Origin of the sequence: Achromobacter sp. SD115 (assembly GCF_017355315.1) — a bacterium.
In the GTDB taxonomy this organism is placed as follows: domain Bacteria; phylum Pseudomonadota; class Gammaproteobacteria; order Burkholderiales; family Burkholderiaceae_B; genus Achromobacter; species Achromobacter xylosoxidans_B.
Window position 1 is genome coordinate 117,036 of record NZ_JADIJM010000004.1, and the last position, 13,509, is coordinate 130,544.

The window sequence follows — 13,509 nt, forward strand, 5'->3', positions numbered from 1 at the left end:
GCCAGTTGTCAGCGCTGCAGGGGCCGCGGCAAGGCCGCGGCGCAGCGCTCAGGGCGTCATGGCCAGCGCCAGGTCGAAGGCGGCGACCAGCGAGGCGTGGTCGGCCAGGCCTTTGCCCGCGATGTCGAAGGCGGTGCCGTGGTCGACGCTGGTGCGCACGAAAGGCAGGCCCACCGTCACGTTCACGCCATGGTCCAGGCCCAGGTACTTGACCGGGATGAGGCCCTGGTCATGGTACTGCGCCACGACGATGTCGAATTCGCCGCGTCGGGCGCGCATGAAGATCGTGTCGCCGGGCCAGGGGCCGCTGGCGTCGATGCCTTGCGCGCGGGCGGCGGCGATCGCGGGCTCGATGATGTCGAGGTCCTCGCGGCCGAACTTGCCGCCTTCGCCCGCATGCGGGTTCAGGCCCGCGACCGCGATGCGCGGCTGGGCGATGCCCATCTGGCGGCAGGCCTGATCGGCCAGTTTCATCGCGGTCAGTTCGGCTTGCGGCGTGATGCGCGCGATCACGTCGGCCAGCGCCACGTGTATGGTCACCAGCAGCACGCGCAGCTCGTCGTTGGCCAGCATCATCGCGAAGTCGCGCGTGCCCGAACGCTCCGCCAGGATCTCGGTGTGGCCGGGATAGTCAATGCCGGCGGCGTGCATGGATTTCTTGTTCAGCGGCGCGGTGACGATCGCGCGGATGCGTCCGGCCTGCGCGTCGTCGATGGCGGCGCAGACGTAATCGTAGGCGCCGCGTCCGGCGGCAGCGCTGATCTGTCCCAAGGGCAGGTCGGCAGGCAGGGCGGGGCTGCAGGCGATGACGTTGATGTGGTCCGCGCCCGGCGCGGCCTGGCCCACGTCCGCGATCTCGACGATTTCCAGCCTGGCGCCCAGTTGGGCGACCGCGCGGCGCAGCGCGCCCGCGTCGCCATACACCACGCAAGGCGCATTCAGGCCTTGCGCGTATGCCTTGACGACGATTTCGGGGCCGATGCCGGCGGCATCGCCCATGGTGATGCCGACGGGCAGGGAGGTCTTCACGGTGCTGGAGCTGAGGTTGTGTTGCGGATCATGCTACACCCGATGGCGGGCTGGCCGCCGCCTTACTTCGAGGGATTCTTGGGCGGTTCGATGACGCCGCATTCGAAGGTCACGGTGGCGCGCTTGGGGCCCAGGCCGGTCGCGTGGTTGGACGTGATCTTGGGCTTGACCAGCTTGCGGTCGATGGACTGGCAATACTGTTCGGCGCGCAGCAGGGCCTGGTTCTTGATTTCCACCCAGGTCATCATCTGGGAGCCGGAGCTGTGGGTGACGCTGTAGGTGTCCTTGCCGACGGACGTGACCTCGCTCATGCTGGAACAGGCGCTCAGCAGGGCGAGCAATACGGCGGCGGGGGCAAGGCGTGCAAACATGAGGCGTCCTGAAATGGCGATTCCCCCAATTACACCATCATTTCAGGGCGCGGCCACGGCGCTGCGGCGGTCGAGCTTGCGGCTCAGGACGATGGAGGTCTGGGTCTGCTTGACCCCGTCGATCAAGCCGATGCGGTCCAGCAGTTCGTCCAGCTGTTCGTGGGTTTCGCAGCGCAGGAAGATAAGGTAGTCGTAGGGGCCGCTGACCGACGAGACCTCTTCGACCTCGGGCATCCTCTCCAGTTCGCGGATCACCGCGGCAGTCGTCTTGGGCAGCACGCTGATGGAGCAATAGGCCCGCACCGCCGCTTCTTCCAGCAGCCGCCCCAGCCGCACGCCATAACCCGCCACGATATGTTCGCGCTCGAGCCGGGCGATGCGCGCCACCACGGTGGTGCGGGCCAGGCCGAGCTTGCGCGCCAGGATGGCCGCGGGTTCGCGCGCATTGGCTTGCAGCAGGCTGAGCAGTTGCCGGTCGATGGCGTCGAGTCGTTCGTTCATACGGTGATGGGCAGCGTGGAGCGAGAGGGCGCGAGTGCCGACGGTACAGGCGCGGGGCAGCCCGCGTCAATGCGCGGCGGTGCGCGCGCGTTGCGGCGGGTTGGGCGCTAGCCGTCGGATTCGGGCGGAATGCCGCCCTGATAGATGCGGCCGTCGAATTCGAAACGCGTGATGGTTTTGCGCGCGGCATCGAAGATGCGGTCGCGGCTGGCGTCGTCCAGGCCGTCGTGGTCGGCGAAGCTGAAGCGGCACAGATCGATGTCGCTGTCGTAGAAGGCCGAATGCACGTAGCGGCTGACGTCGGCCTCATGCGCAAAATGCGCAAACTCGCGCAGCTGCTCCATTTCGTGGAAGGATCCATTGCGGCTGACCAGCAGCATGCCGAACTTGCGCTCTTCGTCGGCCACGGGCTCGGGCGCGGCCAGGGCGTCGGGCTGCCGCAAATCTTCGTAGTCGAAGCGCGCGCCGAGTTCGTGCATGGCGGCCAGCACGCGCTGCCATTGCGCTTCATCCAGCGTGAGGCGGGCCGCCACATAGAAGAGGCGCTGGCGGCCCAGCGAGCGCGGCTCGGCGCCGCCGATATAGCTGTGCCAGGGAATGGCCGCGTCCAGTCCGGCCAGTTCCGCCATGCGCGCGTCGCTGTAGTCCAGCCGGTCTTGCAGGCGGCGCATGGATTGGGCGTCCGGCGCAACGTAGTTCTGGATGGTCTTCATGGGGGCCTCCGGTTGCACCGGAGTGTCGGGGCCGCAGCCCGGGAGACGCAACCGGTGACGTGCGCCGCCGTGCCTCTGCGGCTACGCTTCATGCTAGCGCGGCGCGCAGGGCTTGCCTAGCTTGGGCGGGCGCGGCGCCGTGCTAGGATTTGCGCCGACTTCAAATGCCAGGAGGCTTTCAAATGGACATCCAGGAACAAATCGCCGTCATCGTGCATACCATTTCGCATCAGGGCGGCCGCATCGACGCGCTGAATTCGACCCTGTTGTCGATGCTGCATCTGGCCAAGGCGTCGCCCGGCCTGCGCGAGGCCATCGAGGCCCAACTCGAACAGAACTATTCCAGCTTGCTGGCCCGCTCCGAGAACCCGCAGTACGTGGCCGGTTTCGAGAGTGTGCGCGACATGGTCCTGGGCGCCCTGAAATAGCCGTCCCGATAGCGCCGGCAGTTGCGGGAGTTACCCACAACTTCTGTGGACAAGCCTTGGGATAGCGCGGGCATAGATGTCCAATTTCCTTTAATTACAAAGGCTTGCATGGGGCGCTCAAAGCGGGCTCCAATTGCGCTCGCTGGCAGCGATTCGGGCGGCACGGCGCAGGTCATGCAAGCCGGGTAATATGCGGCCCCATGCGGAATCAGTATTCATTGGAATGCCGGGGCGGATCGATCGCGGTGCGCGTCTCGGAAGCAGCAAAGCTGGCGGCGTTCGACCCCGGCAAACTCTCCCCCGAGGCGCGCCAGAGCTGGGAGCGCATGGGGCATGGCTTCAAGGCTTGGCACGACTTCGACCAGCGTCATCCCATCCTGCGCCGCCTGGCGCGCTTGCCCCTGGTGGGCCGCTGGTACCGCAATGCGCGGCGCCGCTACGTGCTGCGGGCCAGCGGCAAGCTGGTGGTCTGAGGCCGCTTTATTTACGGCGCCTGCCCAGCAGGTGATAAGCCAGCCAGATGGCGGCGCCGATCGCGATGGCCACGGCCAGCTTGGTCTCGACGCCATGCAGGCGTCCCAGCATCGATTCGATGGTTTGTCCGAACAGGTAGCCCAAGGCACTGAAGCACACCGCCCAGATGGCGGCGGCGATGGCGTTGAGCACCAGGAAGCGTATCGGCGGCACGTTCGATACGCCCAGCGCCACTGGTCCGACTGTGCGCAAGCCATACAGAAAGCGCAGGCTCAGGATGAAGCCGTGGGGATAGCGGTCCACTGCCGCCAAGGCCTTTTCGAAAGCGGGTTTCTCGCGCACTCGCCGGACATAGCGATGATCGCGATAGCGGCGGCCCAGGAAGAACAGCGCCTGGTCGGCGAGGAACGAACCGGCGAAGGCGCACAGCACCACGTAGGGCAGGTGCAGCAGGTGCTGGTGCGCCAGGAAGCCGGCGAACACGACCACGCTTTCGCCTTCGAGCAGCGTGCCGCCGAACACCGCCCACAGGCCATAGTCGACGATGAACTGATGCAGGGCCGGATTCATCTGGGCCGCTCGGCCACGATGCGCGCCAAGGTCTGCAGGGCGCCGGTGATCTCGGGCGTGGTGCGTTGCCCGCAACTGATGCGCAGGAAGTGGTTGTAGCGCGTGCCGTTGGAGAACATGGCGCCCGGCGCGACTCGTATCCCTTGGCGCAGGGCGGCCTCGAACACGTCCATGCCTGAGCGGCTGTCGGGCATTTCCACCCATAGCAGCATGCCGCCTTGCGGCATGCTCAGGCGGGTGCCGGGAGGAAAGTGCGCGGCAATGGTCTCGGCGGTCTGGTCGCGCTGCATTTTCAGGTGCCGGCGCAGGCGCGACAGGTGCCGGTCGTAGGCGCGCGAGCCCATGAATTCGGCCACGGCGATCTGCGCCAGCGGTTCGTTGGGGCGGCTCTGCGCGAACTTCAGCATGGCGATGCGGGTTTTCCAACGGCCGCCCAGCAGCCAGCCCAGGCGCATGCCCGGCGCCAGCGTCTTGTGCATGGAGGAACAATAGATGACGTTGCCGGTCGCGTCCCAGGACTTGGCGGCGGCCAGCGGCGTGTCGTCATCGGTCAGCGCGCCGTAGGTGTCGTCTTCGATCAGCGGCACCTGCTGGCGCTCGCACAGGGCGACGAGCCGCGCCTTTTCCGCGTCCGGCATGACGCAGCCCAGCGGGTTCTGGAAATTGGGCACCACCACCACGGCGCGGATATTGCCATGGGTCTGGAACGCCAGGTCCAGCGCTTCGATCGACAGGCCGTGCTGCGGGCTGGTGGGAATCTCCAGCGCCCGCATGCCCAGGCTTTCCAGTATTTGCAGCAGGCCGAAGTAGGCCGGCGATTCGACCGCGATCGTGTCGCCGGGCCGGGCTACCGCGCGCAGTGCCAGGTTCAGGGCCTCGATGCAGCCATGCGTGACGATGACGTCGTCGGGCGTGGCGTTGATGCCATTGGCCAGCGCCCGGCGAGCCAGCACGGTGCGCAGGTCCGGATGACCTTGCGGCGGCACCGGGCTCACCAGCACCTCGGGCGATTGGCGCAGCGCGCGCATCATGGCCTGTTTCAGTTCCTCCAGCGGGTAGGCCTCGGGTACCGCCGCGGCCAGGGCGAAGTTGGCGCTGACCGGGTGCGCTTCGCACTTGGCCACGAAGTCCGAAACCCGGTCGTGAATGCCCACGTACTGCGCGGCGCCGAGTGTTTGGCGGATGTCGGGTTCGTCGACGGGCGGGATGCTGTTGCGCCGTGGCTTGAGCACGAAATAGCCCGAGCGGGGGCGCGCTTCGATCAGGCCGTCGTCTTCCAGCTGGCGGCAGGCCTGCAGCGCCGTCGACAGGCTGACGTGATGGGTGCGCACCAGGGTGCGGACCGAGGGCATGCGCTGGGCGGGGGCCAGCACGCCGGTCTGGATGGCGCGCCGGTAATGGTTGGCCAGGCGTAGGTATAGCGGTTGCGGGTCCATGCGCCGATCATGCTCCCCGAGGTTGGAATGAGGGTAGGCACAGATTCATGCAAAGTACACCATAACAGCATGAAAATCGAGGATCTGCATCGGTACAGAAACCCTGGGAGTGTGACTGTTGCGCATAGCAGGGCGCGCGTAGTCTGTAGTTGTCCGACAGGAGACGACGATGATTGCGACTTACACCCCCGATGCCCAGGCCCGCCGCTTGGAACTTGCCGCCGGCGCCAGCCGGAAATTGGTCTTGCGCGCCGGCGCCACGCTCGTATGCGTCAGCGGCAGCGTGCGGGTCGAGGAGCCGGCCACCGGCCCGGAAGCCGCGGGCGGACTGCCCGGCGCGGTATCCGTGCGCATCAATGCGGGGGAGGGACATGGCCTGGGCTACGGCGGCGTGGCGCATGTTACGGCCATCGGTCCGGCGGAGCTGATCTGCCTGGACAGCCCGGGCTATGCGCAGCGCTTTTTTCGGGCCGCCGCCGTTTTTTTTCAGCTGGAATCGCTCAAAAGCCGGAAAAATCGGCTGGGTGCGCTGCACAAGATTTCAAAATGATGTATGATTCACACATCAGACGCGGGGTGGAGCAGTCTGGCAGCTCGTCGGGCTCATAACCCGAAGGTCGTAGGTTCAAATCCTGCCCCCGCAACCAGTTTCAAGCAGGACCAGGCCGGTCCGGCAGCATGGCAAAAATGCTGCGACGGATAGGCTCTTGCAGAAGAAAGCCGCGATTTTCATCGCGGCTTTTTTTTTCGCCGTCGCGGCAGGATTCCCTGGGCTGCTTGTTCTGCGTCAAGCCTTTGTTCCAGTCCGGACTTTCCCTGGTGTTCGCGGCCGCACAGGCCGCCAACCCTGCGCTACCATGGGGCACGCGCGCTAGGTTGCCGCACTCGAGGAGGGTCCATGGGAACAGCAAAATACGATCATCCTGGCTACGTCGCCGATACTGGCGCTGACGGCAAATACCACGTGGGCATCTGGTGCCCCCACGGCTATCCTGCCCATATCCATATCGGCCGGCCCGCGGAACGCGGCGATCCCCAGGCGCTGCTGCGCCTGCGCATACCGGACGGGGTGTTCCAGTCCTTGCCCGACGATCCTGAAACCCTGTGCCGCCGCGCGCTTGGCCAGGCGCTGGATGCCGGCCTGCTGTCCTCCGTCTCGGTGGATGGCGAATACCAGGAACTGCGTTTCCAGATGGACGCCGAACCCTGGTCCGGCCCGATGCAGGCCGCGGGCCATGCCTGAGTCCGCGGCGCATGTCCGGGCTGAATTACCCACAGCTACTGTGGACAAGCCTTGGGATAGTCTCTGCGAATTTCGGGTTTTCCCTGTCATAACAATGACTTGGTAGTGCCGGTCAAAAAACGCCCCATCGGGCGTTTTTTGCTTCCAGCTTGTCCGGCGCTGCGGCTATGCGACAATCTTTTCCCTTCCTGGCGCGCCTGCGCCTGTTTTGCCATTCCCTCCCGGTTCGTTCCCCATGCTTAGTGCTACGCCTATCCATCCCCGCGGCCTGAAGGCGCCGGCGCCATGAGTCCGGCTGTCGCGCGCGTGGCCGTGATAGGCGGCGGGCCCGCCGGCCTGATGGCTGCGGAGCGCCTGGGCGCGCAAGGCGTGCAGGTGGATGTGTTCGATGCCATGCCCTCGGTCGGCCGCAAGTTCCTGATGGCGGGGCGAGGGGGATTGAACCTGACCCATAGCGAGCCGGCCGCGCCGTTCCTGGCGCGCTATGGTGATCGCGCTGCCCACGTCGCGCCCTGGCTGCAGGCGCTGGACGCGGACGGCTTGCGCGAGTGGACGCATGGTCTGGGCATCCAGACCTTCGTGGGTTCGTCCGGCCGCGTGTTTCCCCAGGAGATGAAGGCGGCGCCCCTGTTGCGGGCCTGGCTGGCCAGGCTGCGCGCCAGCGGCGTGCGTTTGCACATGCGCCACCGCTGGCTGGGGTGGCCAGCTGGCTCGCGGCCCGGTGCGGCCACCTTGCGCTTCCAGACGCCCGAGGGCGAGCAGAACTACGCAGCAGATGCCGTGGTGCTGGCGTTGGGAGGCGGCAGTTGGGCCAAGCTGGGGTCGGACGGCGCCTGGACCCCCGGCCTGCAGGCGCACGGTGTTGCGGTCGCGCCGCTGCGTCCGGCCAATTGCGGCTTCGACGTGACATGGTCGGATCATTTTCGCGAGCGCTACGCCGGGCAGCCGGTGAAGTCCGTGGCCATGGCCTGCGAGACCGCGGCCGGCAAGACGCCTGCCAGGCAAGGCGAGTTCGTCGTGTCGGAAACCGGCGTAGAAGGCAGCTTGGTGTACGCCCTGTCCGCGCCGCTGCGCGACCGGATTGACGCCCAGGGGCAGGCTATCGCCCTGCTGGATCTGGCTCCGGATTGGTCCCAGGAAAAGGTGATGGCTGCCGTGACGCACCCCCGAGGCTCGCGTTCCATGTCCAGCCATCTGCAGAGCCGGCTGGGGCTGACCGGGGTCAAGGCGGGGCTGCTGCGCGAATGCGCATCGGTCGAGGATTTCCGCGATCCCGAACGCCTCGGCCTGCGCATCAAGGCCTTGCCGCTGCGCCTGCTGCGCGCGCGGCCCATGGATGAAGCAATCAGCACGGCGGGCGGCGTGTCGTTCGACGCTCTGAATTCCGGCCTGATGCTGCGCGATATTCCCGGCGCGTTCTGCGCCGGGGAAATGCTGGATTGGGAGGCGCCGACTGGCGGCTACCTGCTCACGGCCTGCATGGCGAGCGGCGTAATTGCCGCGGCCGGCGTGATGGAATTCCTGAGGTCCGGCGGCCGCATGCCGCCGGATGCCTGACGCCGGGCGGCTTCAGGAACCCGAGGTGTAGGGCGCCAGGCCCAGCGGCGCGCGCGGCGCCAGGTCGCCGACGACATGCCCCACCACTGGGGCGCCGCCCTCGGGTTGCGTGATGATGCCGATGACGCGGGTAATCGCACTGGCCGGGATATCGGTGCCATGCGCGGGATCTTGTACCAGTTGCCAGATGGTGGCTTCCGCGGGAATGGCGTCTTGATCGACCAGTTCAGAGTTGTCCAGGCAACTGCGGGCAAAGGCAGACCAGTCCGACGCGTTGCAGGGCAAGCCATGAGCGGTGGCCAGACGGGCCAGGGCCAGGGGCGCATCCGCCTGGGCGGCGGCATGCTGGGCGGCGGCTCCCAGGGAAACATCCAGCGACAGCAAGCGCAGGAACTCTACGACGTTGTCGGTATTCTTCATTGTGCGGTCTCCTGCTGTAACTGTTCTGGTTATGGCCCTGAACGGTGGGCAAGTCGGGCGGCGTTTCAGGCCGGGCCTTGGCCCAGCATTGATACCAAGGATTGTTTCAGGCGGGCCGAAAAAATGGGTACCGTATGGGACACCCCGTCGCGGTCCACGCCCTCTTTGAGTTCGACCGATTGGCCGAGAAAAATATCCGGCGCGGCGCCTATTTCGTTGTAGCGGGCCAGCAATTCATTCACGTTTTGCTGCGCATCGGCCAGCGTGCTGCTTTCAGCCAGCTTGCCGGCGGTATGCGCCTGCAAAATTCGGTGGAGATCGTCGATGAAGAGCGCCAATGCCGCTTGTCCGCGGCATTGGGGTTGTTCCCAGCCCCAGCCCTGGTGGGCTGAGCCGGCGTCTTGTGATGCGTGTTTCTTGGTCATTTGCGAATCCTAATCGATTGGCGGCAATTGCGCGACAGGCGAACGCAAGCCTTTCGAATCGTGTTTGATCTCGCGCCGATGCGGCCGGCAGCGGCTGCGGAGCCCGTGTCCGGCCGATGCCCAAATGAGGGTCTTTGGGGTATGCTGGCTTCACTTTCCAAGCCCAGACAGGAGATGTCCATGAAGAACAAAGTCTTTCTCGTCATGTTGCTTTCGATCGCTGCCCTCTCGGCGGGATGCAACACCGTAGCCGGGGCAGGCAAGGACATCCAGCGGGGCGGCGAGAAGATCGAGGGCGCCGCCACCAAATAGGCCTTCGTTCCCCACGCCGCAATTCCGGCCCAGAAGCCGCGAGACATGCCCGTGCATCCCTCTCGCGGCTTTTTTGTTGCCGGATCGCGGCCCCCCCTCCTGGCATAATTCGGGAAGTTGAATTCGATCGTGGGAAGTGTCATGCGCAAGTCTTTGTGGGTGGGAATGGCGTTTGCGGCCCTGTTGGCCGGCTGCGCGAGCAAAGGGGTCTACGAGTCCGATGCCGTGGTGACGGAGACCTTCACCGTCAATACCCACTACGAAGCGGCTTTCCGCCGCGCGGGCGAGTATGTGCGTACCTGCCACGTGAATGTGCAGCACGCCTACAACGTGGCCTATGCCTGGCGCCACGTGAAGGGCGAGAAGGGCGCGCCCGACGAGGTGCAACTCTACAAAGTGACGGAACCCGCCAAGGTGCTGGAATTGATCGCTGCCGAAAGCGCCAGCCCCTCGACGTCCAAGGTGACCATCACGGTGCTGGGCGAAGGCCGTTGGGATGCGGCCGAAATCGCCGCCGCCCGCGCTTCCATCCAGAGCGCCACGCCGGTCTGCCGCAAGGGCGGCGAAGGCTGATCGATGGACGCCCGCGCCCAGCAGATCCGCGCCAGCGGCCTGTCATTCTCGCTGTTGGCGGGGGCGTTCCGCTTCCTGGGCTGGCTCAATGGCGGCGCGGCGCTGGTCCTGACGGGCTTTTCGCTGGGCGTGGTGGGGGGCGACATCGCCGCGCCGGATCTGCAACTGCCGCTGGCGCTGTTGCTGGGCGGCTTGCTGGCTGCCTGCCTGGGAATATTGTTTGCCTACCTGGCGCAGGTCAGCTTGTTGCGCCAGGGCTACACCGGCCATCTGACGCGCGCCCACTGGCCCGCGCAGATTCTGGCCATGCTTTGCTACCTGATCAGCGCGCTTGCCTTCTGCGCCGCCTGCTGGCTGGCGGCTGCGCAGGCAATCACAGATGCGCCCCAGACCACCACAGCCTATGCAAGGCGGTAGTTGCGGGTAAACCCGTGTGCGCAAAAACGTTGGACTTGGATTTGTGTTGAGAATAATATGCGCACAGCGTATATAAATCTCCTGTTCGGGGCCCGTCATGACCATCTCCCAGCAAGCCTTCCTGCGCGACGCCATGCGGCGCCTGAATCTCACTCGCGACGTGTTCGCGACCCGCATCGGCGTCAAGCGCCGCGCGCTCGATACCTGGTTGCTGCCAGAGGGCTCGCAGGAATTCCGTGCGATGCCGGAAGTGGTGCAGCGCTTCGTCAGTGAAATCGTCCAGAACGGCGTCTTGCTGGAAAAATATACGCAAAGCGTACAAGAAGGTCCTTTGCGTGACCGTATCGCGGTGGAAGGCAAGCATCAGTTGCTGTCGGTGGATCAGTTCACCCGCGAATCGGTGGAGGATCTGTTCCGCGTGGCCGACATGATGCAGCCCATCGCCCGCCGCCAGAAGGTGTCCCGCGTGCTGGAAGGCGCGGTGCTGGGCAACCTGTTCTTCGAAGCCAGCACCCGCACCCGCGTCAGCTTCGGCTCGGCGTTTTGCCGCCTGGGCGGTTCGGTCTGGGACACCACCGGCTTCACGTTCTCGTCCATGGCCAAGGGCGAATCGATCTACGACACCAGCCGCGTCATGAGCGGTTACGTGGATGCCATGGTCATCCGCCATCCGGACCAGGGTTCGGTCGCGGAGTTCGCGCGCGCTACCAACATTCCGGTGGTCAACGGCGGCGACGGCCCGGGCGAGCACCCCAGCCAGGCCTTGCTGGACCTGTACACGATCCTGACGGAGTTCTCGCGCCTGGGCAAACTGCTGGACGGCGCGCATATCGCCATGGTCGGCGACCTGAAGTACGGCCGCACCGTGCACTCGCTCATCAAGCTGATGGCGCTGTACAAGAACGTGAAGTTCTCGCTGGTGTCGCCCAAGGGCCTGGAAATGCCGTCCTACATCATCGAGCAGGCCAGCCGCAACGGCAACGTCATCGAGCAGAAGAGCTCGCTGGCCGAGGGGCTGGCCGGTGCCGACGTGATCTACGCGACGCGCGTGCAGAAAGAGCGCTTCGCCAACGAAGAAAACGAAGGCTACACCCCGGACTTCCAGATCAGCCGCGCCATCATCGACGCCTACTGCGGCCCGGACACCATCGTGATGCACCCGCTGCCGCGCGACAGCCGTCCCGGCGCCAATGACTTGAGCGTGGACCTGAACCACGACCCGCGCCTGGCGATCTTCCGCCAGACCGACAACGGCATCCCCATCCGCATGGCGATCTTCGCGGTGTTGCTGGGCGTCGAGGGTCTGGTCCAGCACTCCCTGCGCGATGTGACCTGGCAGCATCCGTCCCATATCGGGCCGGACGATTCGTCCTTCCACGGACTCGAATAAGCGCCGGGCGCCGGGCCGAATATCCCTAGGCCCGGGCCGCCGGACGGCCTCGGCCCGGGGTTTTCAAGCATAATCCGCGCTGGTTTTTTCTGTCGCGTGTCGTTTCCGGACACGCCGTGGGGCCTTCGGGCGGATTATCTATATGTCTTCAAGCAGTCTTGGCGTCCCGCCAATTCCCGACCGGCACGCTGGCGCATCCGATCAGGCGTGCTACCTGAGCGCGTCCAACGAGCAGGCCTGGATTGCGGTCTACCAGTCGGTTGACGCCTATACGCGCGGGCAAGTCGCCGCGGTGGTGGGCGACAGCCTCTCAGAACTGGTCGACGCCTTTTATTCCACCCTGCTGGCCGACGCCGAGGCCGGCCCGCGGCTGTCCCATGAAATCGTGTCGAGCCGCCTGCATGCGGGCATGACGCGCTGGCTCAAGGGGCTGCTGTGCGTGCGCGACCAGGGCGACATCGCCGCCCTGATGGCCACGCAGAAAAAGGTGGGCGAGGTGCATGCCCGCGTCCATATCCCCATCCATCTGGTGATGGCCGGCGCCCGCATCCTGAAAAACGAGATTGCCCTGCGCCTGCGCGCCAGCGACCTGGACGGCATGGCCGCGTCCGTGGCGACCCAGTACGTGTGCAATCTGTTCGACCTGGCGGTCGAGCAGATGAGCCGGGCCTTCATGCGCGACATCAGCCGCGGCGCCCGCAACGACGAGGCCTACAGGCTCTTCGCCTTGGGCCAGAACATCTCCACGGAGCGCGAGCGCCAGCGCGCCGCCTTACTGGAATGGAGCCAGGCGGTGCTGATCGGCCTGCACTACCGCGCGCCGGGACAAAGCCTGCCGCGGCTGGCGGCCTCGGAATTCGGGCTGTGGCTGCAGCACAAGGGCGGGGCGATGTTCGAAAGCGCGCCGGGCCTGCAGCAGATCACGGACGCCGTCACGCAGCTGGACGGGGTGGTGCTGCCTCAATTGATGCGAGGCGAGGAACTGGGGCAGGCCTCGGCGATGCCCGACCACGTGCGCGAATTGCAGGAGCTGGTGGCGCGCATCAAGCACCTGCTCAACGGCCTGTTCGACATGGTGGCCGAGATAGAGAGCGGTAGCGACCCACTGACCAATGTGTTGAACCGGCGTTTCCTGCCCTCGGTGATCGGGCGCGAGATATCGATTGCGCGGCGCCAGCGCAGCGAATTCTCGGTCCTGTTGCTGGACATCGACCACTTCAAGGCCATCAACGACCAGCACGGCCACTCCGGGGGAGACCAGGTGCTGCGCCAGTTCGCCGAGGTCCTGCACCAGGCATGCCGCTCCAGCGACTTCGTGTTCCGCTATGGCGGCGAGGAATTCCTGGTGGTGCTGGTTGATACGCCGCGCGAGGCCGCGCTGGCCGCGGCCGAGAAGCTGGGCGCGGAGATCCGCCGTCACGTCTTCAATATTCCCGAGGCCGGACCGCTGCACATCACAGCCAGCATTGGCGTGGCGACGTTCGACGGCCATCCGGACTACGCCTATCTGATCGACCGCGCCGACCAGGCGCTCTACCAGGCCAAGCAGGCCGGCCGCGACCGCGCGGTGGCGGCCTGAGGCCAGGCTTGCGGGCATGAAAAAGGCCGCCCTGCCAAGGGCGGCCCAGCTTGCAGGCGCGATGGCGCCCG

General features: G+C 65.9%; 19 protein-coding genes and 1 tRNA gene. 11 read left to right on the plus strand and 9 right to left on the minus strand.

All coding sequences use genetic code 11. The annotated features are described in order from the left end of the window. Positions 1-48: 48 nt before the first annotated feature. The 4 genes from pdxA to IPU70_RS07375 form a co-directional block, all read right to left on the minus strand. Positions 49-1,029: a 4-hydroxythreonine-4-phosphate dehydrogenase PdxA gene (gene pdxA, locus IPU70_RS07360; RefSeq protein ID WP_207466161.1), complete on the minus strand. Its 981-nt coding sequence runs from the start codon at positions 1,027-1,029 to the stop codon at positions 49-51. A gap of 62 nt (positions 1,030-1,091) precedes the next feature. Beyond that, positions 1,092-1,400: a hypothetical protein gene (locus tag IPU70_RS07365; RefSeq protein WP_013392514.1), complete on the minus strand. Its 309-nt coding sequence runs from the start codon at positions 1,398-1,400 to the stop codon at positions 1,092-1,094. A 42-nt stretch (positions 1,401-1,442) separates the two neighbouring features. Then, entirely contained in the window at positions 1,443-1,901 is a 459-nt protein-coding gene (locus IPU70_RS07370; protein WP_013392515.1) for an Lrp/AsnC family transcriptional regulator, read from the minus strand. A gap of 107 nt (positions 1,902-2,008) precedes the next feature. After that, positions 2,009-2,614 carry a hypothetical protein gene (locus IPU70_RS07375; RefSeq protein ID WP_207466163.1) on the minus strand — a complete coding sequence of 202 codons (606 nt, stop codon included), beginning with the start codon at positions 2,612-2,614 and terminating at the stop codon, positions 2,009-2,011. Between the two features lie 182 nt (positions 2,615-2,796). Here IPU70_RS07375 and IPU70_RS07380 point away from each other — a divergent pair, with 182 nt between their 5' ends. Together IPU70_RS07380 and IPU70_RS07385 are read left to right on the plus strand one after the other, a co-directional pair. Then, a complete protein-coding gene (locus tag IPU70_RS07380) occupies positions 2,797-3,042 on the plus strand; it encodes a hypothetical protein (RefSeq protein WP_013392517.1) in 246 nt (81 codons plus the stop codon). Positions 3,043-3,242: 200 nt separating this feature from the next. Continuing rightward, positions 3,243-3,515 carry a hypothetical protein gene (locus tag IPU70_RS07385; RefSeq protein ID WP_207466165.1) on the plus strand — a complete coding sequence of 91 codons (273 nt, stop codon included), beginning with the start codon at positions 3,243-3,245 and terminating at the stop codon, positions 3,513-3,515. A gap of 7 nt (positions 3,516-3,522) precedes the next feature. Here IPU70_RS07385 and IPU70_RS07390 read toward each other — a convergent pair whose 3' ends face one another. Next, positions 3,523-4,086: a DedA family protein gene (locus IPU70_RS07390; protein WP_207466166.1), complete on the minus strand. Its 564-nt coding sequence runs from the start codon at positions 4,084-4,086 to the stop codon at positions 3,523-3,525. Beyond that, entirely contained in the window at positions 4,083-5,522 is a 1,440-nt protein-coding gene (locus IPU70_RS07395; protein WP_207466168.1) for a PLP-dependent aminotransferase family protein, read from the minus strand. Before IPU70_RS07395 ends, IPU70_RS07390 begins: the two co-directional genes overlap by 4 nt. Before the next feature lie 244 nt (positions 5,523-5,766). Between IPU70_RS07395 and IPU70_RS07400 the strand changes: the two genes are divergently transcribed. Then, positions 5,767-6,072: a hypothetical protein gene (locus tag IPU70_RS07400; protein ID WP_242702367.1), complete on the plus strand. Its 306-nt coding sequence runs from the start codon at positions 5,767-5,769 to the stop codon at positions 6,070-6,072. A gap of 20 nt (positions 6,073-6,092) precedes the next feature. Further along, positions 6,093-6,169 (plus strand) — tRNA-Met (locus tag IPU70_RS07405). Between the two features lie 3 nt (positions 6,170-6,172). Here the strand turns inward: IPU70_RS07405 and IPU70_RS07410 are convergent. Beyond that, positions 6,173-6,313, minus strand: coding sequence for a hypothetical protein (locus IPU70_RS07410; protein WP_207466172.1), 141 nt, complete (start codon positions 6,311-6,313; stop codon positions 6,173-6,175). 107 nt (positions 6,314-6,420) lie between these two features. Here IPU70_RS07410 and IPU70_RS07415 point away from each other — a divergent pair, with 107 nt between their 5' ends. Together IPU70_RS07415 and IPU70_RS07420 are read left to right on the plus strand one after the other, a co-directional pair. After that, positions 6,421-6,765 (plus strand): hypothetical protein, encoded by a 345-nt coding sequence (locus IPU70_RS07415; protein ID WP_207466173.1) that lies wholly within the window; start codon positions 6,421-6,423, stop codon positions 6,763-6,765. Between the two features lie 285 nt (positions 6,766-7,050). Next, positions 7,051-8,322: a TIGR03862 family flavoprotein gene (locus tag IPU70_RS07420; RefSeq protein WP_207466175.1), complete on the plus strand. Its 1,272-nt coding sequence runs from the start codon at positions 7,051-7,053 to the stop codon at positions 8,320-8,322. A 12-nt stretch (positions 8,323-8,334) separates the two neighbouring features. On the opposite strand, the gene IPU70_RS07425 is transcribed toward IPU70_RS07420, so the two are convergent. Together IPU70_RS07425 and IPU70_RS07430 are read right to left on the minus strand one after the other, a co-directional pair. Next, entirely contained in the window at positions 8,335-8,742 is a 408-nt protein-coding gene (locus tag IPU70_RS07425) for a hypothetical protein (protein WP_207466177.1), read from the minus strand. Positions 8,743-8,807: 65 nt separating this feature from the next. Continuing rightward, positions 8,808-9,167 (minus strand): hypothetical protein, encoded by a 360-nt coding sequence (locus tag IPU70_RS07430; RefSeq protein WP_207466179.1) that lies wholly within the window; start codon positions 9,165-9,167, stop codon positions 8,808-8,810. Positions 9,168-9,347: 180 nt separating this feature from the next. On the opposite strand from IPU70_RS07430, the gene IPU70_RS07435 reads away from it, so the two are divergent. From IPU70_RS07435 to IPU70_RS07455, 5 genes are all read left to right on the plus strand, one after another. Further along, the gene (locus IPU70_RS07435; protein WP_042792633.1) at positions 9,348-9,479 is read left to right on the plus strand and encodes an entericidin A/B family lipoprotein; all 132 of its coding nucleotides are present in this window, start codon (positions 9,348-9,350) and stop codon (positions 9,477-9,479) included. Between the two features lie 141 nt (positions 9,480-9,620). Beyond that, positions 9,621-10,052, plus strand: coding sequence for a BPTD_2524 family lipoprotein (locus IPU70_RS07440; protein ID WP_207466181.1), 432 nt, complete (start codon positions 9,621-9,623; stop codon positions 10,050-10,052). 3 nt (positions 10,053-10,055) lie between these two features. Beyond that, a complete protein-coding gene (locus IPU70_RS07445) occupies positions 10,056-10,469 on the plus strand; it encodes a hypothetical protein (RefSeq protein ID WP_013392528.1) in 414 nt (137 codons plus the stop codon). 97 nt (positions 10,470-10,566) lie between these two features. Further along, the gene (locus IPU70_RS07450) at positions 10,567-11,859 is read left to right on the plus strand and encodes an aspartate carbamoyltransferase (protein WP_207466182.1); all 1,293 of its coding nucleotides are present in this window, start codon (positions 10,567-10,569) and stop codon (positions 11,857-11,859) included. Positions 11,860-12,001: 142 nt separating this feature from the next. Beyond that, the gene (locus IPU70_RS07455) at positions 12,002-13,438 is read left to right on the plus strand and encodes a diguanylate cyclase (protein WP_207466184.1); all 1,437 of its coding nucleotides are present in this window, start codon (positions 12,002-12,004) and stop codon (positions 13,436-13,438) included. Positions 13,439-13,509 lie beyond the last annotated feature (71 nt).

Bases quoted from the DNA above. Each gene is read 5' to 3' on its own strand.
- IPU70_RS07375 (WP_207466163.1), bottom strand. From the start codon at position 2,614: ATGAAGACCATCCAGAACTACGTTGCGCCGGACGCCCAATCCATGCGC.
- IPU70_RS07420 (WP_207466175.1), top strand. From the start codon at position 7,051: ATGAGTCCGGCTGTCGCGCGCGTGGCCGTGATAGGCGGCGGGCCCGCC.
- IPU70_RS07390 (WP_207466166.1), bottom strand. From the start codon at position 4,086: ATGAATCCGGCCCTGCATCAGTTCATCGTCGACTATGGCCTGTGGGCG.
- IPU70_RS07380 (WP_013392517.1), top strand. From the start codon at position 2,797: ATGGACATCCAGGAACAAATCGCCGTCATCGTGCATACCATTTCGCAT.
- IPU70_RS07435 (WP_042792633.1), top strand. From the start codon at position 9,348: ATGAAGAACAAAGTCTTTCTCGTCATGTTGCTTTCGATCGCTGCCCTC.
- IPU70_RS07385 (WP_207466165.1), top strand. From the start codon at position 3,243: ATGCGGAATCAGTATTCATTGGAATGCCGGGGCGGATCGATCGCGGTG.
- IPU70_RS07365 (WP_013392514.1), bottom strand. From the start codon at position 1,400: ATGTTTGCACGCCTTGCCCCCGCCGCCGTATTGCTCGCCCTGCTGAGC.
- IPU70_RS07395 (WP_207466168.1), bottom strand. From the start codon at position 5,522: ATGGACCCGCAACCGCTATACCTACGCCTGGCCAACCATTACCGGCGC.
- IPU70_RS07445 (WP_013392528.1), top strand. From the start codon at position 10,056: ATGGACGCCCGCGCCCAGCAGATCCGCGCCAGCGGCCTGTCATTCTCG.
- IPU70_RS07430 (WP_207466179.1), bottom strand. From the start codon at position 9,167: ATGACCAAGAAACACGCATCACAAGACGCCGGCTCAGCCCACCAGGGC.
- IPU70_RS07425 (WP_207466177.1), bottom strand. From the start codon at position 8,742: ATGAAGAATACCGACAACGTCGTAGAGTTCCTGCGCTTGCTGTCGCTG.
- IPU70_RS07440 (WP_207466181.1), top strand. From the start codon at position 9,621: ATGCGCAAGTCTTTGTGGGTGGGAATGGCGTTTGCGGCCCTGTTGGCC.
- IPU70_RS07415 (WP_207466173.1), top strand. From the start codon at position 6,421: ATGGGAACAGCAAAATACGATCATCCTGGCTACGTCGCCGATACTGGC.
- IPU70_RS07370 (WP_013392515.1), bottom strand. From the start codon at position 1,901: ATGAACGAACGACTCGACGCCATCGACCGGCAACTGCTCAGCCTGCTG.
- IPU70_RS07450 (WP_207466182.1), top strand. From the start codon at position 10,567: ATGACCATCTCCCAGCAAGCCTTCCTGCGCGACGCCATGCGGCGCCTG.
- IPU70_RS07455 (WP_207466184.1), top strand. From the start codon at position 12,002: ATGTCTTCAAGCAGTCTTGGCGTCCCGCCAATTCCCGACCGGCACGCT.